This window comes from Paenibacillus sp. 7523-1 (genome assembly GCF_002276415.1).
GTDB lineage: Bacteria > Bacillota > Bacilli > Paenibacillales > Paenibacillaceae > Paenibacillus > Paenibacillus illinoisensis_A.
Map to the genome: position 1 here is coordinate 474,079 of NZ_NPBR01000013.1, position 24,064 is coordinate 498,142.

20 protein-coding genes are annotated in these 24,064 nt (G+C 46.9%); 6 read left to right on the top strand and 14 right to left on the bottom strand.

What is annotated here, in order from left to right:
- Nucleotides 1-13: 13 nt before the first annotated feature.
- The 3 genes from CHH60_RS17180 to CHH60_RS17190 are packed head-to-tail and all read right to left on the bottom strand — an operon-like array spanning nt 14 to nt 3,213.
- Nucleotides 14-1,390 (bottom strand): ABC transporter substrate-binding protein, encoded by a 1,377-nt coding sequence (locus tag CHH60_RS17180; RefSeq protein WP_095360263.1) that lies wholly within the window; start codon nt 1,388-1,390, stop codon nt 14-16.
- A 33-nt stretch (nt 1,391-1,423) separates the two neighbouring features.
- On the bottom strand, nt 1,424-2,332 hold the full coding sequence (locus tag CHH60_RS17185) for a carbohydrate ABC transporter permease (RefSeq protein WP_255247969.1): 909 nt from the start codon (nt 2,330-2,332) through the stop codon (nt 1,424-1,426).
- Nucleotides 2,333-2,337: 5 nt separating this feature from the next.
- Nucleotides 2,338-3,213 (bottom strand): carbohydrate ABC transporter permease, encoded by an 876-nt coding sequence (locus tag CHH60_RS17190; protein ID WP_095360264.1) that lies wholly within the window; start codon nt 3,211-3,213, stop codon nt 2,338-2,340.
- A 212-nt stretch (nt 3,214-3,425) separates the two neighbouring features.
- On the opposite strand from CHH60_RS17190, the gene CHH60_RS17195 reads away from it, so the two are divergent.
- Nucleotides 3,426-3,980 carry a GbsR/MarR family transcriptional regulator gene (locus CHH60_RS17195; RefSeq protein WP_095360352.1) on the top strand — a complete coding sequence of 185 codons (555 nt, stop codon included), beginning with the start codon at nt 3,426-3,428 and terminating at the stop codon, nt 3,978-3,980.
- A 164-nt stretch (nt 3,981-4,144) separates the two neighbouring features.
- Here the strand turns inward: CHH60_RS17195 and CHH60_RS17200 are convergent, their stop codons facing one another.
- Nucleotides 4,145-8,146: a DUF4073 domain-containing protein gene (locus CHH60_RS17200; RefSeq protein WP_095360265.1), complete on the bottom strand. Its 4,002-nt coding sequence runs from the start codon at nt 8,144-8,146 to the stop codon at nt 4,145-4,147.
- 455 nt (nt 8,147-8,601) lie between these two features.
- On the opposite strand from CHH60_RS17200, the gene CHH60_RS17205 reads away from it, so the two are divergent.
- Nucleotides 8,602-9,648, top strand: coding sequence for a CdaR family transcriptional regulator (locus tag CHH60_RS17205; RefSeq protein ID WP_095360266.1), 1,047 nt, complete (start codon nt 8,602-8,604; stop codon nt 9,646-9,648).
- A gap of 114 nt (nt 9,649-9,762) precedes the next feature.
- On the opposite strand, the gene CHH60_RS17210 is transcribed toward CHH60_RS17205, so the two are convergent.
- The 3 genes from CHH60_RS17210 to CHH60_RS17220 all read right to left on the bottom strand — a co-directional run bounded on the left by CHH60_RS17210 (nt 9,763) and on the right by CHH60_RS17220 (nt 13,020).
- Nucleotides 9,763-10,905, bottom strand: a complete 1,143-nt coding sequence (locus CHH60_RS17210) for a glycerate kinase (protein WP_095360267.1) — start codon at nt 10,903-10,905, stop codon at nt 9,763-9,765.
- Between the two features lie 22 nt (nt 10,906-10,927).
- Nucleotides 10,928-12,223, bottom strand: a complete 1,296-nt coding sequence (locus tag CHH60_RS17215) for a GntP family permease (RefSeq protein ID WP_095360268.1) — start codon at nt 12,221-12,223, stop codon at nt 10,928-10,930.
- A 254-nt stretch (nt 12,224-12,477) separates the two neighbouring features.
- Entirely contained in the window at nt 12,478-13,020 is a 543-nt protein-coding gene (locus CHH60_RS17220) for a hypothetical protein (RefSeq protein WP_095360269.1), read from the bottom strand.
- A 98-nt stretch (nt 13,021-13,118) separates the two neighbouring features.
- On the opposite strand from CHH60_RS17220, the gene CHH60_RS17225 reads away from it, so the two are divergent.
- Entirely contained in the window at nt 13,119-14,036 is a 918-nt protein-coding gene (locus tag CHH60_RS17225; protein ID WP_095360270.1) for a phosphatidate cytidylyltransferase, read from the top strand.
- A gap of 121 nt (nt 14,037-14,157) precedes the next feature.
- Here CHH60_RS17225 and CHH60_RS17230 read toward each other — a convergent pair whose 3' ends face one another.
- Complete coding sequence (locus CHH60_RS17230) at nt 14,158-14,745, bottom strand: hypothetical protein (protein ID WP_095360271.1); 588 nt, start codon at nt 14,743-14,745, stop codon at nt 14,158-14,160.
- Between the two features lie 202 nt (nt 14,746-14,947).
- Between CHH60_RS17230 and CHH60_RS17235 the strand changes: the two genes are divergently transcribed.
- From CHH60_RS17235 to CHH60_RS17245, 3 genes are all read left to right on the top strand, one after another.
- Nucleotides 14,948-15,817 (top strand): DMT family transporter, encoded by an 870-nt coding sequence (locus CHH60_RS17235; protein ID WP_095360272.1) that lies wholly within the window; start codon nt 14,948-14,950, stop codon nt 15,815-15,817.
- A gap of 126 nt (nt 15,818-15,943) precedes the next feature.
- Nucleotides 15,944-17,002: a bifunctional transcriptional activator/DNA repair enzyme AdaA gene (locus tag CHH60_RS17240; RefSeq protein WP_095360273.1), complete on the top strand. Its 1,059-nt coding sequence runs from the start codon at nt 15,944-15,946 to the stop codon at nt 17,000-17,002.
- Between the two features lie 55 nt (nt 17,003-17,057).
- Nucleotides 17,058-17,834, top strand: a complete 777-nt coding sequence (locus tag CHH60_RS17245; RefSeq protein ID WP_095360274.1) for an isocitrate lyase/PEP mutase family protein — start codon at nt 17,058-17,060, stop codon at nt 17,832-17,834.
- Nucleotides 17,835-17,952: 118 nt separating this feature from the next.
- Here the strand turns inward: CHH60_RS17245 and CHH60_RS17250 are convergent, their stop codons facing one another.
- The 6 genes from CHH60_RS17250 to CHH60_RS17275 all read right to left on the bottom strand — a co-directional run bounded on the left by CHH60_RS17250 (nt 17,953) and on the right by CHH60_RS17275 (nt 23,839).
- Nucleotides 17,953-18,651: a hypothetical protein gene (locus CHH60_RS17250; RefSeq protein WP_095360275.1), complete on the bottom strand. Its 699-nt coding sequence runs from the start codon at nt 18,649-18,651 to the stop codon at nt 17,953-17,955.
- On the bottom strand, nt 18,648-19,523 hold the full coding sequence (locus CHH60_RS17255; RefSeq protein ID WP_095360276.1) for an ATP-binding cassette domain-containing protein: 876 nt from the start codon (nt 19,521-19,523) through the stop codon (nt 18,648-18,650). The genes CHH60_RS17250 and CHH60_RS17255 overlap by 4 nt, the downstream gene beginning before the upstream one ends.
- Nucleotides 19,520-19,900 carry a GntR family transcriptional regulator gene (locus tag CHH60_RS17260; RefSeq protein WP_095360277.1) on the bottom strand — a complete coding sequence of 127 codons (381 nt, stop codon included), beginning with the start codon at nt 19,898-19,900 and terminating at the stop codon, nt 19,520-19,522. The genes CHH60_RS17255 and CHH60_RS17260 overlap by 4 nt, the downstream gene beginning before the upstream one ends.
- A gap of 332 nt (nt 19,901-20,232) precedes the next feature.
- On the bottom strand, nt 20,233-21,615 hold the full coding sequence (locus CHH60_RS17265; protein WP_095360278.1) for a helix-turn-helix domain-containing protein: 1,383 nt from the start codon (nt 21,613-21,615) through the stop codon (nt 20,233-20,235).
- 273 nt (nt 21,616-21,888) lie between these two features.
- Nucleotides 21,889-22,806, bottom strand: coding sequence for an aldo/keto reductase (locus CHH60_RS17270; protein WP_095360279.1), 918 nt, complete (start codon nt 22,804-22,806; stop codon nt 21,889-21,891).
- A gap of 142 nt (nt 22,807-22,948) precedes the next feature.
- Nucleotides 22,949-23,839 carry a diacylglycerol/lipid kinase family protein gene (locus tag CHH60_RS17275; RefSeq protein WP_095360280.1) on the bottom strand — a complete coding sequence of 297 codons (891 nt, stop codon included), beginning with the start codon at nt 23,837-23,839 and terminating at the stop codon, nt 22,949-22,951.
- Nucleotides 23,840-24,064 lie beyond the last annotated feature (225 nt).

Here is a 24,064-nt window from a genome sequence, read left to right on the forward strand (position 1 = left end):
CTGTTTAAGCTCCTTATTTCACCCGATCCAGTTCCTTTTGAGCCTTCTCTTTGGCTTCCTTAAGGGCCTGTTCCGCAGGCATATTGTTAATCTGCACCTGGTCTGCCGCATCCTTCAATGCTTCGTTGATCTTGCCACCCGTCGGATCCTGGAATGGAGCGGAAGCATGCGCTGCTTGCTGCAGAGGAACCTTGATCTGTGGATTCTCTTCACTGAACGCTTTGAAATCCGGATCTTCCTGCGCAGACTGACGAACGGCGATGTAACCTGTGTTCATGGACCAAGCCGCTGTATTGGCCGTCTCCGAGAAATACGTCAGCCATTGGTATGCCGCTTGCTGCTGTTCAGGACTTGCTGCAGCCGGTATTCCAGCCATGATGGCACTTGCTACCGGTTTGCCTTGTCCTACACCTTCCCAGCCCGGTTGCTCCATGGCTGCCACGATACTGAAGTCCAGGTCACCCTGATCACCGCTGGAGCCGGTGTAGCCTGCTGCTTTATTTTTCATGACATCATCAATTGTCTTGTACCAGTACTCCCAGCCTTGTCCGCCAAAGTGAATGCCCATGATCTTGTCATCGTGAATCCATTTGCGGAACAGCTCCCATGTCTCTACCCACTCCGGCGAATCGATCATCACGGTCTTGCCGTCATCACTCAGAATTTGTCCGCCTTTGCCCAATACGGCATCCACCATGTTCTCATTGCCCCACATCGGTTCCCAGCCGTAGAAGGTTGTTTTGCCGTTCTCCTGCTTGGTCATTTTCGCGGCAGCTTCCGCCAGCGCTTCCCATGTCGTCAGACTTGCGGGATCGATTCCATTCTCCTTCAGGGTATCCATCCGGTAATACATGACTTGGGTGGTTCCGTACATCGGTAAAAAGTACTGCTTGCCGTCTACTTTTCCTTGATCCAGGAAGGTTTGGACGTAGTCCTCTTTATCGAATTCCTGATCGGCAGCAATCATCTCGTCCATGGATGCATAATATCCTTTGCGAGCCCAGTCCATATTGGCACTGAGTACGGCTGCGGGTACCTTTTTGGAAGCAATCGCTGCCTGCAGCTTTTGTTCCGTCTCCGTATAGTCCGCTTGTACAATACCTTTCACGACAACCTCGTTCTGCGAGGCATTGAAGGCGTCAATCGTTTTCTTCATGTTATCTCCCAGGTTACCTCCCAGGCCGTACCAGAACTCAATCTCAACCGGACCGCTGGATAACGAATCTGCACCGCTCGCCGCTGCATCTGATCCTGTACCTGATCCGCTGTCCGCTGTAGAACCACAAGCCGTAATGAGGGCAAAGCTCGCCGCCAGTACCAGTGACATGCCGCCTTTCCACCTGAGTTTCCATTTTTTCCTGCACGCTGTACTCGCCAGACTCCAATTCATTTTGATTCCTCCTATATAAATATGTTGTCAAAATCAGTTTTTGTTTACGCCAGCCGTCATGTTTACACTTTGCATAATCGTTTTCTGAGTAAACAGGAAGAGAATGAGCAGTGGTGCAATAGTGAACGCACTGGCCGCCATAATTTGCGGCCACGCGAGTCCATAAGCCCCGCCTTCCACAAAGAAGCTGCGCAGACCTGCAGATACCAACTGCAGATTCGGGTCTTTCGTAATCAGCATCGGCCAGAAGTAGTTGTTGTACTGGTCGATGAACGTAATCAATACCATTACGGCAAATGTCGAGCGAACCAGTGGAGCTATAATGGTCCACAAAATGCGGAAGTGCGATGCACCGTCGAGCTGCCCAGCTTCCACAAGCTCATGAGACACCTGCATGAATGCCTGACGAATCAGGAAAATGGAAAACACGCTGACACAGTTGGATACGATCAAGCCTGTATAGGAATCCAGCAGTCTGAGTTCGCTGAGAACCAGATAACTGGGCAGATAAACTGCTGTGCTCGGAATCATATACCCGACCAGAATAAGTCCGGTGAGTATGCCCTTCATTCGAAAACGCATGTGAGTCAGGGCGTAAGCCATCATGCTGGAGTTGATGATCTGGAATAGACAGATTGCGGCCGCCACACCTGTACTGTTCAGCATGTAACGGGCAAATGGAGCCGACTGCCATGCATCCACATAATTGTTCCAGCGGAACGTCTCGGGCCAGAAGGTCGGCGGGAATTGCCAGATCTCATCATTGGTCTTGAAGCCGCTGATCACCATCCAATAAAAAGGGAAGGCCATGGCAAGGCTGATTAACGCCAGCAGCAGATATCGGATGGCGGTACCCAGTAATTTCCCCACACGGGGGACCTTTTCTTTTTGGGTATTTTCACGACTCGAACCTTTACTTGTTTGTTTACTTATCGCGGTCATATCCATTAGTAGTGCACCAGGCGTCTGCTGAGCAGGAACGATACACCCGACAGCAGTACACAGATCAGAATAATGACAACGGCAATCGCCGATGCCTCGCCTACATTGAAGGATTCAAACGCAGACTGATAATACATATAGAGCAGTGTTCTCGTTGATCCGGCAGGTCCCCCCTGCGTCATTACATTGATCTGATCATAGGCCTGCAAGGACTGGATCGTCAGAATGATCGACAGGAAGAACGTGGTTGGCGAGATCAATGGCAGTGTAATGCTTCGAAACTTGTCCCAGCTGCCTGCACCATCAATGGATGCGGCCTCGAGCAGATCGGATGGCAGATTGCGCAGTGCAACCAGGTAGAACACCATGGACCAGCCAATGGATTTCCACAGCGTTACAATAAGCACGGCCACTAGTGCCCAGTCCGCATCCCTAAGCCAGCCGATAGGAGATACGCCGACCCAGCCCAGCATTAAGTTGGCAAGCCCCACCTCGGGTTCAAATATCCATGACCATGCAATGGATACGGCTACCGTTGGTGTAACCCAAGGGGAAAACAGCAGTGTTCGGAACAGGCCGGATGATTTGATTCGGCTGTTCATGAGCATGGCCAGTGCCAGTCCGCCAACGATAGTAGGAATGACACTCCCTAATCCGAACAGCAGGGTCACCTTGAGCGACTTGTAAAACTCGGAGTTGGTCAGCAGATAACTGTAGTTTTCCAAACCAACGAACAGCTTGTCCGGACTCATAAAATCCCAATCCGTAAAACTTAGGTAAACGATGTATCCCAGTGGCCCCATCCAGAAAACAAGCAGCGGGACCAGAGCGGGAAGGGTGAACAGAATTGCCTCTGTTTCCCTCCATAATTTCACACGCAATTCACACACTCCTCGTCGTTCAATTTTTATTTAACATTAGGGATAAACTCGGTTAAAAACGCTCCATATTCTCTTCTGTACAAAAATGATTGTATAATACATTTGAAAAATCAATTTCCGTGTTATGTTAAAATCACAGGAAGTCATGTAAAATATGAAGACGAAAAAGGAAATCCCATCCATATACTAGAGGTGAGATTGTGGGAAAAGAAATGGCCGGGGAACAGGAGCCCAAAGTGGTGTCCTATCGGCAGGAACTCAGGGAGAAAGTCATAGACGCCATTGCCCATACCATGGATTTATACGGAGTTAATCATTCCTTTGGCCAGCTGTATGGCATTATGTATTTCGAGGATCGGCCCATGACATTGGAAGAAATGAAGACGTCGATGAACATGAGCAAAAGCAATATGAGCTATGCGGTACGTTCTCTTACCGAGTCACAGATGGTTTACAAACTGGAGGAGAAGCGCGAGCGGCAGGATCTTTATTTGGCAGAAACAGACTTTTTCCGTACATTTCAAAACTTCTTTGGTGCCAAACTCCAACGGGAGATTGACGTTATGCAGGAGAGTCTTCAGGAGGTCATCCCGGAGTTATCCGAGATTATCCTCGCCAGAACAACCCTGCCAGAGGAACGGGAAGAAGCTTTGCGGGATTTGCATAAACTTCAGCATGCGGAGCAGTATTATCAGTGGCTGCAGGGATTTGTAAACCAGCTGCGGGATGGTGGGTTTTATGGCAATGCTCCAGTTGAACATGATTAAAGCCGTGTAAATGGAGTGGCTAAAGAGCAGACAGTAGGAGAAATATGGTTCGTTGCAGTAAGGTTATGTGGAATTTTTGCATCTAATAAGATATGATTCGTTCTTTAGAATACAAATAAGGTCACCCGATGGGTGGCCTTATTTATTATTGATTTTACGACTGTTTATTGCTGTGCTGCGGCTTCGATATCTGCGTATGCCCAGTGAGACGCGGGTACGTCAGAGAACGATTGTGAACCTGTACTCGCTGCTGGTGTACGCTTGAACAATACATTTAATACTTTTACTGCTTCAGCCCGGGTCAATTGGTTATCCGGTTTGAACGTACCATCTGTGTATCCAGTCATCAGACCAGCAGATTGTACATACGCGATCGCTTCTGCAGCCCAGGAATCTGTGGACACATCCGTAAAGGATGCGCTGGCTTCCGTTGCTGCGGATACACTTCCTGATTGCCGCTGCATCCAGCGGTAAGCAATCGTCGCCATCTGCGCACGTGTGATTGAACCTTCTGGTACAAATTGAGTTGCGCTCATGCCATTCATGATGCCTGCGGATTGAGCTTGTGCAATTTCGCTGTTTGCCCAGTGCGTTGCTGTTACGTCGGCAAAGTTACCGGAAATCACAGTTTTAGGTTCATCCGTCAGGTTACGCGCCAGCATGGTTGCCATTTGTGCACGAGTCACGAATGCATCTGGACGGAACTCATCTCCAAAACCTTTGATATACGGTTTGTTTGTCGTTTCCGCCGCTTTCAGTCCATCGACCACAACCAGTGTGAACGTACTGAATTTGCTCACTGTAAATTCAATGCCTTCACTGCCATCGTTCAGCTGAACCAGCTTGCCTTGCAGCAATTCTTTGGTACCGTCACTGTGTTCAATGTAGATGGCCAGGTTGTCCAAAGCCTTCTGACGTGCTGCTGCATCTGTCGGCAGACTATCACGCAGTGGCAATGTCAGTGTTACTTCACGGCTCTGCATATTCGTTTCGATTTCGACTGGACGAGCCAGTACGGTTACATTTGCATGAGGCGTAATTTGCTGAATCAATTGCTCTTGCTTCGCGCGTTCCTCCACTTGCTTGCGCTCGGATTCCTGCTTCATTGGCACAATGCGGAAGTACAAGTCTTGGTCGAAACCAGCGGTCGAAGCCGTAGGAATCGAAATGATCGCATTCTCTGTCGAGATCTCCAGCTTAAGTCCACCGTCATTCAGCTGTTTTACTGCTGCTTTTGGCAGTTCAACGCGAGTCTCGGATACGGAATCTTTGGCATCCGGAATGACGATGCGTGCTGTATCCATGCCAAGTTGTTTCGCTTTTTCTACCGATTCTTTGGCAGTCGCTTCAGACATCGTTACGAGGTCCTTCACCTTACCATTTGTTTCTGTTGTACGTGTAATCGTTGTTTTCACCAAATTGGTCCCGTTGGTACCATTCACATCCACCGTAAGTGTTTCTTTGTTGGTTGCAGGCGTTGATGTTACAGGTGTAGATGAAGATCCCCCACCGCTTCCGCCACTGCTTGGCGGAGTGACAACCGGGGTCTTAGGTTCAAAAAACTCATCAAATGCCGATTGAACCTCGGCATAGCTTCCATAACCGTTAGCCGGTTTTTTCTCCAGCATCCATTGTGCGAGTTTTTCGATCTTAGACTCATCACTCGATGCTTCTGCTAATTTCGAGAAATTCAATGGGAAATCATCCAGTTTCTCATGATCCGATTGTTTGTTGTACTCCTCCACCTCTTGTTGAATCATCAGAAGTGTAAACAGGGTTTGGCTCATCTCTTCTGCTGTGTTTACATTAAGAGACGGAGAAATGGTCAAGATCATAACCATGCCGAGCACAGCCTTATCCACTGACAGACCCTCTTCTTTGAAGATGAGGCGAGCCATATAAGCGATCAATTTTTGATCTACAACAGATCCCTCTACGTACTTTTTGCTAAGCTCACGGAATTCCTCATAATCTTCGAAGTCTTCAATCGAGATATATTCATTGACTTGAGAAAGCTTCATATAGAAATGATCCAGATGATTTTGCATCTCGGCCTGACTCGTTGCCTTATAAGCAAGCACAGCTTCATATGCCAGCTCAACGATATATCTTACTTGTCCTTCATTTTCATAATCATATTTATCCGGAAGCAAATCAATCAAAGCTTGAGCTACAGCTAACTGCTCTTCAGGAGTAAGATCATTGAATCCCGCAGGAAGAATTACAAGCTCAGGGCTGTTGCGGATAATAGATAGAACCTCATCTAGATTTTCTGCATCTACTGCATCGTTTAATTGCTCCATGGGTGATAATGGACCAAAGAAGGCATTGAACGTTTGTTGAATTGCCTGGTAGTTTGCGTAACCCTCTACTGGACGTTTATCAATCATCCACTGGGCGAGTTCTTGATAGGTGTTGTGCTCCAATTGGTCAACCTTATTTAGATTAAGTGGAAACTCTTCCAAATGTCCAAGGTAAGGATCATTGTTAAATTGCGCCGACTCCTTCTGTAGTAATCGAAGGTTAACCAATGCACTGTGCATTTCAAGCTGGTTACTCAAGTTATTGATCGGGATATAAGTTGATAATTCAGCAGATAACTGATCTTTATATTGATATAAAGGTGTTGAACTACGAATAAGTTCAAAGGTAATATTGTACACCAAAATCTGCTTATCTACTGCCGACAGATTGTTATACTTTTTCCCAACACTATAAATGGTAGAGATGCTGGAATCCATATTTCCACTGAATACGTCAGACAGACCTCTCAGCATGTCAAAATACGTTGTAACCCTCTGTTCCACGCTCAGCAAATCACGCGTTTCAAGGAGGTTCCGAGGGTAAACAACCAGGTCAATCACATATTGCACTTGATCTTTATTTATATATCCTTTGCTGCCGTTCATAAACGTCAGAAACTCAGCCATGGATTCTTTCTCATCCTCGGTCCAGTTGCCAAAATCCTGAGGAAGAATTACTCCAACTTGAGGATCTTGAACTGCAGTAAGCACACCGGCTACATCTTCATTACTTTTTGCCAAGTTTATTGCCTCAAGTGGATCTGCTCCTCTATTCTCGGTGAAGGTCAATGTCACGTAAGGACCTACTGGAGTACTTTCAGTTGCTTTCACACGTACCCATACCGTTTGCGCACCGTCAAATTGAGGTTGATTAGCAGAACTGTGAACAAACCAATCCACGCCAGCATTCGTGCTATATTCCATTGTATCGTCCGCACCTAAGATCACATTGGCCTCATCATCCGCTGTCACTGCTGGCGCAGCCACTGCGAAGAATGCGTCAAAGGCGGCTTGTACTTCTGCTGTGGTATTGTACCCTTCAACACCGGGTCTTTTATAAATCATCCAATCTGCCAGTTCCGCCCGTCTCTGCTCATTACTCTGGATGGTAGACATCTTCTCCATGTTGATTGGAAAAGGGTGAACTGTAGCATTTGGATCCATACCAATCATCCAAGTCATTTGATAGTGTGCATAGAGACTATTCAGTGCAGCATCCATGTCTGATCCAGTGATGGGTCTGTTAATTGGAAGATAATCCGACATCAGCACGTTCAGTAATTGAATCTGACCCTTATAATTAATGGGTGTTTGGTGTTGACCTAAAGCAGGTCCAAACATCACAATATTTGTGAATATTTCCTTATCAGCACCTCTTAGCATGCTGTAGGCAGCACTCGCCTCAACCATTGGTTGTGCTTGTTCAGAAGGTAGGAAGTCTCTGGCCCGACTAAAATAAAAATTATATATATTATCCAAATAAAATTGTGCGGTACTTAAATCCATCGCTTTAGGCAATTCTACTAGAAAGTATAAGAGGAAGAAAATGTCGTTAACCTGACTTTGATTCACATAATCTGTCCCAATTGGCAGCAAAAGAATCAATCCTCGTGCCAGTTCCCTCTTTTGTTCTTCATCCAGCCCATCATAGAGCGTTGTTTTATCGGTATTATCGATTAGACTGCTGTTCTCTATGAGACTTTGAACTTGTGAAATGGTTTGCTCAATATCCTGATCTGATTTTCTGATTCCATTTAATTGCTCCAGTGGTGTAGATGCTGCATTCGCTACCCCACCCACACTAACAACCTGCAAAAACAGAACTGCAACTAATATACAACTTACTAACTTTCTATAAAGCATAAACCTGCATCCTCCCCTTCTATTCCATTCAAATGGTCCGCAATTAGGTCTATTGTAGTACACAACTCTGAACGGATTCTGAACAATCGATCTAAAAAATGGAAAAAGATCCTTCCTGAAGATAAAAAACAGGCTGAATCTCTACATTTTTCGTCATAATTCATCATTTTTAAATTCACATATAATCTCGAAGACCTAATACCCTCTATGTCGAGCCTATCAAATCAACGTCTAGTGAACATCTACAAAATTGTAGTCCAAGAACCTTAACGAATCAGAGCGGGAACTGTGACAGGATCGTACCATCATTCGCGCAAATGAGGTGAATATGTATTTGTGTAAGCCTTATCCATCATTTATAATTTCGTTCATATGAACAATGTAGATAGATATGCCAACATTCAAAATAGCGATTGTCCTATATTACACAAAATGAATAGAAAGGAGAGATAGCGTTGCTGCAGCTCACCGAGGGACAGGCACAGGAAATCGTTGACAAAATGATGCAGGACATTCCGTATAACATCAACATCATGAATGAACAGGGCATTATTATTGGAAGCGGCCAGAAAGAGCGGGTCGGAACCGTTCATCAGGGTGCTGTTCGGGCACTGACAACAGGAAGCCGAATTGAGGTCTGGCAGGACGGGAAATTAGAGAAAATGGGCACCAATGAACCGATTACGACCAACAACCAGCATGTGGGTGTCATCGGAATCTCCGGCCATCCGGATGAGGTTCGCCCGTTCTGTAACATTGTACGGACAACGGTAGCGCTCCTCATTGAACAACGTAACCAATTGGAAAGTCTGGCTCATGAAACATCGCGCAAGAAGGCCTTTCTGGAACGCCTATTGAATCATTACGGCTCCTATTCCTTGAAGATCAGGAAAGAAGCATTGCAATACAAACTGGATCTGCAGCTGCCAACCGTCCTCCTCTACATCAAGGCCAGTGGAAGTACTCCTGAATTCAATGAAAGTATAGGCAAAGTATTGCTGCAATTCCCCTCGTTCTCCATGGAGGACGAAGGTGACGCACAGATTATCATGATTCAAAGCGAAACAGATCTTGTTTTACTCCTTGAGCGATTACGTCAAGAACAGCCTCACTGCTTTATTTCAGTCAGCCGAAAAGAACCCAACGTCGCCGTTTGTTATGAGCAGGCAAAATCCGTCATGAATATTTTGATGGCACTTCAGCCGGCTACTCCTCACCTCTATTATGATGATGTACACTTTCTGGTAAGCTTCAGCAAGGCTCGTCTGACATCTCAAGCCAACATCATTAGCAGGCTGGAAGATCACGCAGATCTGCTGGAAACTTTGCGCTGCTTCATCCACCATAACGGCAGCATGACCATGACGGCTACCGATCTGAACATTCATCGCAATACGCTGCAGTATCGCCTCAAACGCATAGAGAGCATTACGGGCAGAGACCCTCACAACTGGCTGGAACTGATTGAACTTACCCATGGCCTGCTCTCACTCCATCAGTGACACCAGCAATCCATAACAAAGAGAGACGGGCATGCAGTATCTGCACGCTGGCAGATCCGCAACCCGTCTCCGTTATACTCTCATTTATCATTTCATCCAGACTGATCAACAAGATCACAAACCCAACTTCAGCACTCTTGCAATATTCTCCATGGTCCGCTCCACATTCTCCGGCCCTTCACGGAGCAGCTTACCCAGATCGGCTGCTCCCGGTACAATACCGAATACAGCATCAATACCTTCCGTGTACAGCGTATCAATGCCTTCACCAACGTACCCTGCGATGGCGATGACTGGTTTGCCCGCTTTTTTGGCAGCCTGTGCAACACCGTACGGGGTCTTGCCGAATTTTGTTTGAAAATCGATTCCGCCCTCACCTGTAAACACCACATCTGCATCAATCAGCTTGCCCTGCAAACCTGTGTATTCGATGACAATCTCAATACCTTTACGCAGAACGGCCTGGGTAAAAATCAGCAATCCTGCACCCAGTCCACCCGCTGCTCCTGCGCCTGGAACATCCCGAATATCCTTGCCCAGCTGCTGTTTCACCACCTCCGCATAATGAGAGAGATTGGCATCCAGCAGCTGTACCATTTCCGGTGCAGCCCCCTTCTGCGGCCCGAACACCCTTGAAGCACCATGCTCTCCGCATAATGGATTGGTCACATCACAGGCTACAATGAGCTCTACTTCCTGCAAACGCGGGTCCAAACCCGACACATCGATATGGGTCAACTCGTTCAGAGCCCCACCGCCACGAGCAAGTGGCTGCCCTTGGGCATCCAGAAACTTCGCGCCGAGCGCCTCAGCCATGCCTGTGCCGCCATCGTTGGTGGCACTGCCACCAATTCCGATAATGATTTTGCGAATGCCAAGATCCAGACATGCCCGAATCAATTCGCCTGTTCCATAAGTGGTCGTGCGGAGCGGGTCCCTGCTGTCCGGGGTTACCAGATGAATGCCGCTGGCTGATGCCATCTCAATGGCTGCCGTGGTGCCGTCGCCCAGAATGCCATACTGCGCCATGACCGGTTGACCAAGCGGCCCGCTCACCTCTTTCCGGTGAATGACACCGTTCGAAGCATCCACCAATGATTGCACGGTCCCCTCCCCGCCGTCTGCCATCGGCACATGGATGTAACTGGCGGTCGGATAGATTTTACGTAATCCTTTTTCCATCGCAATACAGACTTCCTTCGCCGTCAAGCTCTCCTTGAACGAATCCGGTGCCAGTACAAATGTCTTCTTTCCCATTCTTCTCACCCCATCCTTGTTATTAGAGGATAAATCCGTATAGTAATGTGGCTACAGTCGCCATCGTCCCACCTACAATAGCTTCATAAGGAATGACACCCATCCGCTGCCGGATCGTCATTTTCATGCTGTCAGCCGAAACGTGGAAGTAATTGCCCTGAGGCAGAGAATCAATGACGGTTGCCCCGGTGTGCACCATAACCGCTGCTGCGAGCGGAGCCGTTCCCATGTTCAGAATCGCGTCGCCGAACGAGCCTGTTGCCAGAATGACACCGGTTGATGTAGAGGCAGTAGCTGCTGCCATCAGAATACCCGCAATCGGCGCCAGGAAGGTACCAGAGATGCCGGATGCTTCAATTAAACTAACCACCTGACCTGACAGGTCGGATGCAGAGATCAGACCCGCAATCCCGCCTGCGCCGATCAGAATAAGCACGGTCGCTGTCATTTTATTCAATCCGGAAGTTGTGTACTTCACAATGTTTCTACCTTGTCCCATCGCCAGCATGCCGATGATGCCGGCAAGCGGCAGAATATACATCGCATCCACTTTGAACGTAGATAGTACTTCTACCCCTGTTATGGAACCAATCGGGTTAATCATTAACAAAATGATGGCTACCAGAGGTGCAACAATTGCTTTTTTCAGCGGCGGGTACTGTGAGGTATCCACTTCACCCTGCTCCGCTTCCTGATCAGTAACCATTACGCCTTTATTTTTGAGCATCGAAGCGACGATAACGGTTACAATTAATCCGCAGATAGCCGGAATCACACCTGCCAGCATGACATTGCTGAGATCCAGATCGAATCCACGTGCCGCTGCAATCGTATTGGGATTCGGAGATATAATGTTGCCCGCCTTACCACCGCCAGATAGCGCAAGAATCAGGGCCAATTTGGAAATGCCCATTTTGTTACCCACAGACAGTGCGATTGGTGCCACTATAAGTACGGCAACGGGGATGAATACCCCAACAGCTGTAATAATCATCGTGGCCAGTGCCAATGCCAGAATTGCCTTGCTTCCACCAAATTTTCGCACAATCGCCTGAGCTATTGTCTCTGCAGCTCCAGACTCCATCATGACACCTGCCAGAACCCCTGCCGCAAGAACGCGGAGCACGGTGCCCATGACGCTTTGCGTGCCATTCACCAATATGTTTACGGTCTCTTCCAGGTTTGCTCCACCAATTAAAGCGCCTACAATTGCCCCCAGAAATAAAGAATAGACCGGGTTCAGCTTCCTTAAGATCAATATGATGGCAATAGCAAGCCCTGCCAGTGCGCCAATCCAACTAATAGTTAAAGCCTCCATTGTGATTGCCCCCTTGCTCTCGTTGAACACGCTTTCATTATAGAGGCTGGCGCATCAAATAAATATTGATAAAAGGACGAAATTCATTGTGCATATGCACAACAAGATAAAAGTAAAAAATGCGCCGGTTCATCCCCCAAACGGCGAAGTCATTGAGTTTAATGAAGAAGTGGACTTTGATCATTCGGCGAGATCCTCCCTGTAACAAGAACAGCCTGCTGCTCAATGATCCGAGACAGCAGGCTGTTCTGCATTTAGGTGACTGGCTTATAGTCGCTTAACTTTCCTTCGTACACCAGCTTCAGGCGATCGCTTTGCCGAAAATCATCAGGGGTCACCAGTGCAGGCAGCTTATTCCACAGCTTAATTCCCGAACGTTGAAGGATTTCCGCCACAAACTGGGAGCAAAAGTAAGAGTTGCTGAATTCCACTGGCTCCTTCAGGGTAATGCCGATGACCCCCAGCAGATTATACATGTACTTCTGACGGCTGCGGATGAAGATCTGCAGCACGCGTTTCATTTTTTCCACCTCGCGATCCGTAACCTGAAGCTCATAAATAACACATGTCGTATTTGGATATTTGCTATATGTACCCGTCTGAATATCCTCCTTCACAAAACCGCCATTCAGCGGATTGTTCGGGTGCTTGCGGCCGAAGCTGTACAGCTCGGATAATTCCCGGTTGAAAGAGATCGAGGCATGATTGTATGGTGCTCTGGTGTAACTCTGAATAACCTTGGTAAACAGTGTCCCTGTATTCGTAAGCAGGATGTAGATTGAACGGTCGGCTGTCATAACGAAATTTCCCCTTATCAAGTTGGCACTATTCCTTCATAATAACATAGGTACCCAATTATGGGATCTTACTTCTGGAATAAGCAGGTGATTGGTTCGTGAGCAGCTCGCTCTTCACATTAACGCTCATTTTTGCAGCATTACTCGTCATACATATCGTGTACAAAATCATTGCCAAGCTTCAGCCGGATAAGGACTATTCGGGCATCGGCAACAAAATCAAGACCTGGTGGGGCATGCTCGTCATTTTCTGTCTCGCTACGCTCTTCAATCCGATTGTTTCCCTCATCTCGTTGATGGTACTCGCGTTCTTCGCGCTCAAAGAGTATTTCTCCATGATCCGCAGCACCCGAAAGGCTGACCGCCGGCTTTTCCTATGGGCTTATCTCGCTATACCAGTGCAGTTCTATTGGATCTATATTGGATGGTATGGGATGTTTATCGTCTTTATTCCGCTGTATGTCTTCCTCGTGCTGCCTCTGCCCCGCTTGATTAATAAGGGAACAGTCGGCTTCCTGCGAAGTGTAAGTTCTACGCAGTGGGGATTGATGCTAATGGTATTTGGACTCAGCCATCTGGCCTACTTTCCGTTCGCAACACCGGAGTATGGGTCGAAGCTGGTCCTCTTCCTTGTAGTGTTAACACAGCTTAACGATGTGGTCCACTATCTGGTCTCCCTCTATCTGGGGAAACGAAAAGTGGTACCCACAGCCAATCCATTTTTGACATGGGAAGGATTCGCCTGTGCATTCGTCATCACAACGGCAGCCTCCTATTTCATTCACCCTTATCTGACTCCGTTCGATTGGCAATTCGGGATCTTTATCGGTGTATTGATCAGCCTTGCCGGTTTCTTCGGCAGTCTGACGGTCTCTGTACTCAAGCGCGACTTGTTAATCGGGGACGACAACAAATTGGATGCACTCAAAAAAAGCTATCTTAGCCGGGTCGACAGCCTGACCTATACTTCTCCGGTCATGTTTCATGTCGTTCGTTATTTCTTCGATTTCATGTAGAGCAGACCACGCTTAACGCAAGATGCATTTTTGGATATCGTGCCAAACGAAAAAACTGCACCTCCAATAGTTAGATGGTGTCCAACAATTGAGGTGCAGTTCAATACCGGCTGCTTATTCTTTATTTCTTCAACTGAACTTCCTGCTCGGCCAGTATTTCCTTACCCGCTTCATTCTTGTAGACAAGTGTGATTTTACCCCGTTCACCCTTCATCTCATCCGAATACATAAAGCCGGAGAACTGTCCGTTCCCGCTAATATAGAAGCCTTCTTTACCGTCACCACCATGCTGAATGGCCTCTGCAGGTGAGTTAATAATGGTAATCTGGTTGGATGTCCAACGCAGCTCAGAGAGGGTGTAGCCCTCTGGCACCTGGCTCACAGAGAAGTCAAAGCTTTTGTTATTTTCTGTCGGCTTGTCCGATTGGTCAATTTGAATGGTGATCTGTTCGTCATTTGCTGATGAATCGGATTGGGCAGACAGCTTCCCTTCATCGCCATCCGCCATATTCGCCGGGTCCTCATTGCCCTGTTTGGCATCCGAGTTCGGAATGGAACCTTTTCCCGCTTCCTCGATAGGCTGCTTGGATTGCGGATAAGCGTGTTCCTGAACCGATTCATTGTTATTTTTCGCGCCACAGGCGCTGATCAGCAGCAGAATGCAAAGCACTGATGCCCAAAGAGCAAATGTATTCGTGTTATTTTTCATCATTGGAACTCCTTCCATCTTGGTCTAATCCATGTAAACGACACATGCCTTATTAATCACTACACCATATCGTCCCTCATGAAGCTCCATAATATGTAAACCCACCGAATTTGATCATTACAGCCACACTTCGATGAGTTCTGAACTATTGACGTGTTACCTTGGTTAGACAAAGGCATTACCGAATTTAGGGGGAAACATATTGAATCGCTTGGTTTACATCATACTTGTCATCATTGCCACTTCGCTTATGGGTTCTTCTTTTGCTGTTGGCAAAATCGGGCTCGCTAATATCTCTCCACTTCTTCTCGTAGGTATCCGTTTTACACTGGCTGGGGGACTTATGGCACTATGGGTGTGGAACAAAAATCTTCCCTCCACCTTACTGGACTGGACCCGATTATTCGTTATTGGTATGTTCCAGACGACCGGGGTTATGGCCTGCATCTTTCTTAGTATGCGTACCATTCCTTCTGGAGAGACCTCTATTCTTACGTTTACCAATCCGTTATTGGTTGTTATTCTGGGAGGTCTGTTTCTCCATCTGAAGTACCGGTTTTATCAGTGGATAGGTGTCGTTATTGGTATTATAGGAGTGTTTGTTACGTTGGGATTTCACTTGCAGTTATCAGAAGGAACGTGGCTGGGCATAGGCTCCGCCTTGTCTTGGGCCATTGCTACTTTACTCGTAAAAAAGTGGGGGACCCGCTTCAGCACCTGGGTAGTGACCGCTTATCAGATGTTATTTGGCGGCCTGCTCCTATTACTACTCAGTTTAACGCTGGAGACACCACATCTGGAGCTTAACGCCATTTCCATTCGTGCTGTTCTATACCTGGCGTTGCTTGGCTCCATTGTTCAGTTTGCTACATGGTACTACCTGCTGAGCAAAGGCGATCCTGGCAAAACAAGTGCCTTTCTTTTTCTAGCCCCGTTCTTCGGCATACTATCCGGCTGGCTGCTTCTTGGGGAGGTTATCCAGAGCTACGTTTATATTGGCGGGTTATTTATATTCCTGGGGATCTTTTTGGTAAACTGGACTGGAGGAAAGAAACACATTGCATTGAAATAAAAATATTCATGCCTGATTTTCGGCGATGCCCTGCGCATCGTTTTTTTATAATAACAAAGACAGATGTGACTTCCGAAAGGACTGCATCTTGCTAGCTGAAACAAAAACCGTAAGGACGTGCGTTTAATGATCTCTGCTGAACTGAAAGAACAATATTATCAGGCTCTGGTTGCCAAAGATTCGGAATACGAAGGTTTATTCTATGTTGGTGTCAAAACGACAGGTGTATTCTGCCGCCCTACCTGCCCTGCACGGAAGCCCAAATATGAAAACTGTGAATTTTACGAGACCGCACAGCAGGCACTGCTCGCTTCATTTCGCCCCTGTCAGCGCTGCCGTCCATTATCCCACCCCAACCAGGTATCGGATGTAGTCCGAATACTAGTCGAGGCCGTGGAGAACAATCCGGAAAAGCGCTGGAAAGGTCAGGATTTCAAGGATTTGTCCATCGATGAGTCCACGGCACGGCGCCAGTTCAAAAAGCGGTTCGGCATGACCTTTGTTGAGTATGCTCGCGCACGTCGTATGGGACTGGCTCTGAAGAATATCCGCTCAGGCCGCACCATTATCGATGCCCAGCTCTCGACCGGTTATGAATCCAGCAGCGGCTTCCGGGATGCTTTCTCCCGAATTATGGGCGCTGCTCCTACTCAAGTGGATGATGGACAGGTATTGAAGGCTTCCTGGATCGATACACGTCTCGGACCCATGATGGCCGTGGCAGATGATACAGCCCTGTATTTGCTTGAATTTGTGGATCGTAGAGGTCTGGAGCGGGAAGTGGAGCGCCTTCGGAAACGAACCAGGTCCGCCATTGTGCCTGGTGTAACTGAACCTATTCGCTCCATAGAGAGGGAACTGGCGGCGTATTTTGACGGGACTTTAACAGCATTTCATACACCGTTGTTCTGTTTAGGAACACCATTTCAAAAGAGTGTCTGGGAGCAGCTTATCGCGATTCCGCCAGGCGAAACAAGGTCATATCAGGATATCGCTGTTGCACTGGGTAAACCATCCGCATGCCGTGCAGTCGCACAGGCCAATGGAGCGAATCAACTGGCCATTGTAATCCCGTGCCACAGGGTCATTAATACAAGTGGTGATCTGGGTGGGTACGGCGGTGGCCTCACTCGCAAGAACTGGCTATTAACCCATGAGAAGACTGCTTATGAACAAATTCGTTGAGACATAGTCAGTGAAGTAATCCATTAATAACGATATAACGGAGGAGAATCATCCTATGCAGACCCTGAAGGAACAAGCAGAGCTATTTCACCAGCTGCACATCAAAGGTAATCCACTCGTGCTAATCAATGTGTGGGATGCCGGAAGTACAAAAGCCATTGAATCGATTGGAGCCACAGCCATAGCCACCGGAAGCTGGTCTGTTGCCGCGGCTCATGGTGAGCAGGACGGAGAGATCATGCCGTTTGAATGGGTGCTTTCCAATCTGGCTCGCATCACAACCAGCACTAAACTGCCTGTTACCATCGATATTGAGGGAGGGCATGGCAGGTATGCGTCAGAAGTGAAGGAGAATATCATCCGAATAATTGAACATGGTGCTGTCGGCATTAACATCGAAGATCAACTTCCTGGTGGAACAGGTCTCTATGCCATTGAGGAATTCGTCCTGCGCTTGAGAGCCGCTCGGGAAGCCGCTGAACGGATGGACATTCCCCTATTCATCAACGCTCGTACGGATATATTTCTGCAAACGGCCCCAGCGCAGCATACCTCATCCCACCTGGAAGAAGCCCTAGTACGATCCCACGCTTATGCAGAGGCAGGAGCCAGCGGGCTATTCGTTCCGGGTCTACAGGACCCACAACTCATTCAGGAATTATGTGAACGCTCCCCGATTCCAGTAAACGTAATGGTGACATCTAATGAACCAACACCAGCACAGCTCGCAAGGCTCGGGGTAGCCCGAGTAAGCTATGGACCTTATCCCTATCAGAGTGCCATGGAACACTTGAAGGATCTCGGACGAAGCATTCTACTCGAAACAAGCTAAGAAGATTACAGGTGCAGGCAGTTATATACAGAAAAACACGAGGCAATGATGCACTCGTGTTTGTTTACGTTTGATTCCACAGATCCACACAGCCTTCTAACGTACACCGGTAACTCTGCTACTCTCTTCTGCCCTTCATCGTAAGCGGCGCATTCTTCATCATGGGATAGGTGCATAGAATCAACCCCCAGCTCAAAGCCCCCAAGACCGTGGCAAACACCATGATGTTGATACTCGTGAACCATTTTACTAGAGCACTCAGGTCGGACAAAACGAAAGCCAGTGTAAGAATCAGGCCCAAGCCGAAGAACAGGATCAGGAAATTGCGCATCCCCAGCCGTATCCAGCAAACCGTCAAAAAGATAGATAACCCGAGGACAAGAAATCCAATCATCAAGTCAATCCAGAGATAGGACAGGAATTGATAATGACTTGAGTGCAGCCTACCCAACTGATAAAAGGTTACACCAAGCCATCCCGCTTCATGAAGCAGATGCATAATTAGATAGATCACATTCAGAATGGTAATGGTACCAACCACCATCCATGCAGAGATGAGATAGAAGGATTTCAGAAACTGAATCCGGGTGCTCCCCAGTCCAATTGCAACGGGGTACAGCGTAATGAGGCCTGCCACGGCAAATGCACAGATTCCCCCGTACATGGGCCCGAACAGCTGAGTGGTAAAAGCAACATCAAATATGAAACCCACTGCCAGATATACTGCCGTAAGCATAAGTGTAATGAGTGAGAAGAGCATCAGATACCAACGCATATCATCCAGAATCAGTCGATTTGTGCCTTTTACTGCATTCATCCCTTAAGCACCTCCTGTTTCCGCGTCAGGTTTACTAAATAGTCCTGCAGGGTAGCTTTTTCAATGGAAAGACCATGTGCCTGCGCTATATCTCTCCACTCCTTGGAGTAAGCAGCATCGATCATCACTTTTTTTGTTGACCCGAGCTGTGCAGACTCCATGATGTTTTCGCTTTGGGTAACCTGATCAACATCACGAATTAACCCTGTTAGGAGAATTCCCTTTTCGCGCATCTGCTCCATCTGTTCATGACACAGTACGCCGCCTTGATGGAGCACGATGAGTGACTCACATAACGGCTGAATCTCTTCAATATGATGGGTAGAAACCAGAATCAAACGGGGATGCTCTTCATAACTTTCAAGCAAGACATTATAGAAAAATTTGCGCTTCTCTGCATCCAGCCCGTTGGTCGGCTCATCCAGAATGGTAACACTCGCATGGCTTGCGAGGCCAAGAACCATCTGTGCAGCTGTTTTCATTCCTTTGGAAAATTTGACGATCTTCCTTTTGGACGGTAACTCAAACAGATCAATTAACCGCTCCGCCAAATCCTGATTCCACTCTGGATGGAAATACTGACCGAATCGTACCAGGTCACTTATCGTCCAATTCCTGCCCAGTGGGTGATTCTCCTGAACGTAGCAGAGATGCTTCTGAGCAGCCAGATTATTATAGGGGTCCTCCCCCATGACTTGAATGCTGCCCTGATCAGGACGGTTATGTCCAGCAAGCAAACTCATAAGTGTTGTCTTCCCGGCTCCGTTTCTCCCCCAGATCGCACTAATGACCGGCTCACTTTCATGCAATGTGACATGGTCCAAAACAGGTGTCTGATGATAACCGTAGCTTACCTGATCTACACGAATCATGACTCACTCTCCTTATCTCTCTTGCCTTTAATCAGATCAATAATCATGTCTTCATTCATATGAATCCGTCTGGCTTCCTCGAGCAGTGGCATAATGTATTCTTCGTAAAAATGCTGCTTTCGCTCGACCAGCAGTGCATCTCTTGCTCCTTTGGCGACAAACATCCCAACACCTCGCTGTTTATAAATGATTCCTCTGTCCACAAGCTCCTGCAGCCCTTTGCGCGCTGTTGCCGGATTGATATTGTAGAACCGCGAGAGCTCATTCGTCGATGGAACCTGCTCTTCCGCTTGTAATCTGCCTTCCACAATATCATCCATAATCATCATGGAAATTTGATGAAATATGGGCTGTGATTCATCCAAAGTCGATTTCATGCCAATCCAACTTTCGTTATTTAGGTTAATTGGTTAGTTACTCATGTAACTAACTATAGTACACAGATATCCAAAAGTAAATAGCCGACTATCCCGTATTTCATTTTTTTGAATTTACAGGATCAAGTTAGTTCATCCGTTAATATGGAGCCCCCCTATTCATGGCAAAGGCAAACAAAAAAAACGCCTCTGAATGAAAATTCAGAAGCGTTCCAATTTCCTAATGGGATTAAGAGCCGAAACCATGATCAGCGGTTCTCATAATTGCGGGGTTTGGAGCATCCGTACTTAAGTCAAGCTCACTTGCAGGAGTTAGTATGCTTACCATAATGCTACATGTAGCTATCAGCAAAGCCAACTTTCTCTTCATTGAGTTTCTGCACCTCACTAATGATCATTTTGTACTGCTGCTTGGCTGTATCGGTCGCATAATCCCTATACTGTTCAAACAAGCCGATACCCCTTAGCATCCCCCTGCCGCTGCTAATTTCAATAGAAAATCTTAAACTATCAAGCACAAATCCAAAGCCTTTATGATAATCATCTTTCTTTAGATAATACGCTCCGAGATCAGCTAAAAGACGTAAATAACGATCATCTGTAACCTGCTTGCTAACCTTTCCAATTCGATTACTCTGTTCCTGATACGTAAAATAGGATTGATACTGTTCAAGAACATAATCGATATTTTCACCATAACGATTAGCGGCGGTGACTATATCGCAAAGCGCAGGAAAAATTTCATTTTCCTTGGTAGATATATATTCTAAATAGGAAGGCAGTATCTCGAACTGCCCCGCCATCAATTGATAGATATAACGATTTGCTACAGCCCATTCCTGGAACTGATGAATAACCACAATCTCATCCTGATCGGGGTCCTTAACCCAGCTGTTATCTGCATATAATGAGACATATTTTAAAGCACTATCGTAATCTTTGAGATGATAACATGCACTTCCAGCAGCCAAATCGGAATAAAGGACATAGAAAACAATAGGCTTTTTGGTTTCTTCCTGTTTTCTTCTGCCATTCAATTCATAATGAATGGTTGCCTTCACTTTTAGCTTCTCGGACAGCTCCTGCACTTTGCTCCATCGGTGTAGTGCTCCAAAAGCATTGATCAGTTCATTAAGAGCGTCCAACTGATATCGTTCATCCAGGCGATCGACATAATACTCGAACTTGGCTGCGATGATCAGGTTTCTCTGCTGGTCATTGGTCAGACCCAATTTGAACAGCCGATACTGACATAGAGCTAGACGCTCGGAATGCTGCATTTTCTCACTCTCAGCGATCGTTTCATATAAGAGGATGGCTGGTTTAAATCTGCCTTCTTGGTAGAATTCCTCAGCCAGATCAAATAAAAGGGGAATATACGATAGATTATCCATCATCAATTGGATAACCTCTTCAATACAATTTAGCTTGTCTAACTCCGCACAACGGTGAAGGAAGGGGCCCAGTCTTCGCCAATCGGGGGTAGCATGAACGAAACACTCATCTATATACAATTCATAGAAATGGCCTTCTTCAAGCTTCATGGCTGAAGTGATTCGGTCCAACTGCTGCATCGCAATCGGGCGGTTTTTGTTCAAAATATTGCTCAGCGTACCCGAATTAATACCCGATGCTTCCGAAAAAGAACTGATGGACATCTGCTCGCGCTTCAGATAATTCTCTAAATGATCGCGAATCGTGGTTGTCGGCTCCAAACAAACACCACCCTCCCAAATTAAAGCCATATACAGGATTAACGCTATGCAAAAGTAATTATATGTAATCCAAAAGAAAGGGTCAACATAATAATTTCAACTAATTTGTATTAATTACAATTTAATCCTTTTGATAAAATAAACCCCGTTCCCCTATTTTATACCGGGAATGAACTCGCATCAAATCAGGAAAAAACAAAAAACACGAGCCGAATAAATGCTCGTGTTTTCGTATAAGAGAGTAGACTCTCCGACTCTGTTTGCGAATCAGATTTAAGGCAGGATGTTGCCGGCAGCACGATAGATTTCGTACCACTCCTGGCGTGTAAGATGAACATCTCCGGCTTTGACACAGTCCTTCAGACGGTCAATATTCGTTGTGCCAGTTACAGGCTGCATTTGAGCTGGGTGACGCAGCAACCAGGCAATCGCGATGGTGGTGTTGCTCACATCATATTTGGCTGCAATCTCATCGATCTTGGCATTCAGTTCCGGGAACTTGTCGCTGCCCAGGAATACGCCTTCGAAGAACCCGTATTGGAACGGGGACCATGGCTGAATCGTGATATCGTGCAAACGGCAATAATCCAGAATACTGCCATCACGGTTCACGGCTGCATCGTTCTCCATGTTCACGTTGATCCCGCTGGAGATCATTGTTGTATTGGTAATGCTCAGCTGAAGCTGGTTGGCTACCAGCGGCTGTTTTACGTATTTTTTCAACAGTTCAATCTGGTTCGGATTCTGGTTGGACACGCCGAAATGACGCACTTTGCCTTCACGTTCGAGCAGATCGAATGCCTCTGCCACTTCTTCCGGCTCCACGAGAGCATCCGGACGGTGCAGCAGCAGAACATCAAGATACTCGGTTTTCAGACGCTGCAGAATGCCATCCACTGAATTCAGGATATGCTCTTTGGAGAAATCAAACATGCCCTTGCGGATACCGCATTTGGATTGCAAAATCATATTTTCACGAACCTGGGGATTCATCTGTACCGCCTCTGCAAAAATCTCTTCACATGCCCCGTTTCCATAAATATCAGCATGGTCGAAGAAGTTCGCACCGACTTCCATGGCGGAATGAACAAATTGTTCTGCTTCTTTGTTGCTGAGTGAATTGATTCGCATGCAGCCTACGGCCACAACCGGTACTTCAAGTGAGCTGCTGCCAAGTTTTATTGTTCTCAAGGTGATTTCCCTCCATATTCGGATATTGGTATATACTTGTCTTCCAGCTTTGATTGTGACACAGATCTGCAATCGGTTTCAATGGATTTTTAGACATCTTATATGGAAAAATGGCCGTTTTTGTCTCCATCTCTCGGCAGGCTTACATTTCTTGAGGCACGATCACTTCAATATGTTGAGGCAGGACGCTGATCTGGATAGGCAGTGCAGGCCCTTCCTCCCCGTCCACATTGGTGCGAACCGATTCCGTGCAGCTTACCCGGATCTCTTTTGCCGTAAAATAATCCACATCCTTATGGTCCTTCAGATGCCCAAACAATAAGGAGGTTCCCAGTGTCAGGCTGTTGAACACACTGATATTGCGGATTACAAAACAATGAATCAGTCCATCGTCCACGACTGCATCCGGAGACAGCTTCTCAAATCCGCCAACCGAATTGGTTAGCGCAGCAAGAAACAATGGGGATTCACCCTCCCACGTCAGCCCATCGTATTCAATCTTCAAAGGATAGGCGTGCGAGGACACGAGGTCCTTCAATCCCTCCTTCAAATAAGCCAGGGAGCCCAGCTTCGACTTGTCTTCTGATGAGACAGAAGATAACGCCTCAGCCAAAGAACCGGCTGCCACCACATTAGCGAATAGACGATCATTAATTCTCCCCAGATCCACCTTGCGTATCTGTTCTGAACCAAGCTGCTTAATGGCTTCATCCGGATCGAGAGACAGATGGAGCGCACGGGCAAAATCATTCACTGTACCTAGTGGCACAATACCCAACCTGGGACGATGCTTCTGATCCATCATGCCATTAATGGTCTCATGCAGTGTGCCGTCTCCCCCAATGGATATGACCAGATCACAACCACCTTGGCAGGCGTCCAGACAGTAACTGGTTGCATCACCTACCCCAGCTGTCTCATTAATCATTACTTGATATTGCTGCGATTCCAAAATTGCCTGAACTTGGGCCACGTACTGCTGCGCCTCTTCTTTTCCCGATGACGGATTGCTAATGATCATGGCTTGACGCATAAACGCCTCTCCCCTCCACCTGCACATATTTACTTCTTCTATACCCCTTCTCAGGGGAGAATGAATAACGCTCGCAGTCCAAAAGATTTTTTTGGTAAAGTTCACCTGAAGGAGTACAGATCAAGGCTTGTTTCATATAGAATAGAAGTAGAGTTGTTACCTGTCCCCTGAAATTGATGTTCCTTTTCTCGGCTGACGGGTTAATAACTAGAGAAATGTTGAGGA

Excerpts from the sequence above, each read along its gene's own strand:
- CHH60_RS17255 (WP_095360276.1), bottom strand. The coding sequence starts at position 19,523 with ATGATTCGTGTAGATCAGGTAAGCTACGGTTATCATCAGACACCTGTT.
- CHH60_RS17195 (WP_095360352.1), top strand. The coding sequence starts at position 3,426 with ATGGCCGGGGAACAGGAGCCCAAAGTGGTGTCCTATCGGCAGGAACTC.
- CHH60_RS17215 (WP_095360268.1), bottom strand. The coding sequence starts at position 12,223 with ATGGAGGCTTTAACTATTAGTTGGATTGGCGCACTGGCAGGGCTTGCT.
- CHH60_RS17200 (WP_095360265.1), bottom strand. The coding sequence starts at position 8,146 with ATGCTTTATAGAAAGTTAGTAAGTTGTATATTAGTTGCAGTTCTGTTT.
- CHH60_RS17250 (WP_095360275.1), bottom strand. The coding sequence starts at position 18,651 with ATGAATGCAGTAAAAGGCACAAATCGACTGATTCTGGATGATATGCGT.
- CHH60_RS17220 (WP_095360269.1), bottom strand. The coding sequence starts at position 13,020 with ATGACAGCCGACCGTTCAATCTACATCCTGCTTACGAATACAGGGACA.
- CHH60_RS17210 (WP_095360267.1), bottom strand. The coding sequence starts at position 10,905 with ATGGGAAAGAAGACATTTGTACTGGCACCGGATTCGTTCAAGGAGAGC.
- CHH60_RS17245 (WP_095360274.1), top strand. The coding sequence starts at position 17,058 with ATGCAGACCCTGAAGGAACAAGCAGAGCTATTTCACCAGCTGCACATC.
- CHH60_RS17260 (WP_095360277.1), bottom strand. The coding sequence starts at position 19,900 with ATGAAATCGACTTTGGATGAATCACAGCCCATATTTCATCAAATTTCC.
- CHH60_RS17230 (WP_095360271.1), bottom strand. The coding sequence starts at position 14,745 with ATGAAAAATAACACGAATACATTTGCTCTTTGGGCATCAGTGCTTTGC.
- CHH60_RS17240 (WP_095360273.1), top strand. The coding sequence starts at position 15,944 with ATGATCTCTGCTGAACTGAAAGAACAATATTATCAGGCTCTGGTTGCC.
- CHH60_RS17180 (WP_095360263.1), bottom strand. The coding sequence starts at position 1,390 with ATGAATTGGAGTCTGGCGAGTACAGCGTGCAGGAAAAAATGGAAACTC.
- CHH60_RS17275 (WP_095360280.1), bottom strand. The coding sequence starts at position 23,839 with ATGCGTCAAGCCATGATCATTAGCAATCCGTCATCGGGAAAAGAAGAG.
- CHH60_RS17185 (WP_255247969.1), bottom strand. The coding sequence starts at position 2,332 with ATGACCGCGATAAGTAAACAAACAAGTAAAGGTTCGAGTCGTGAAAAT.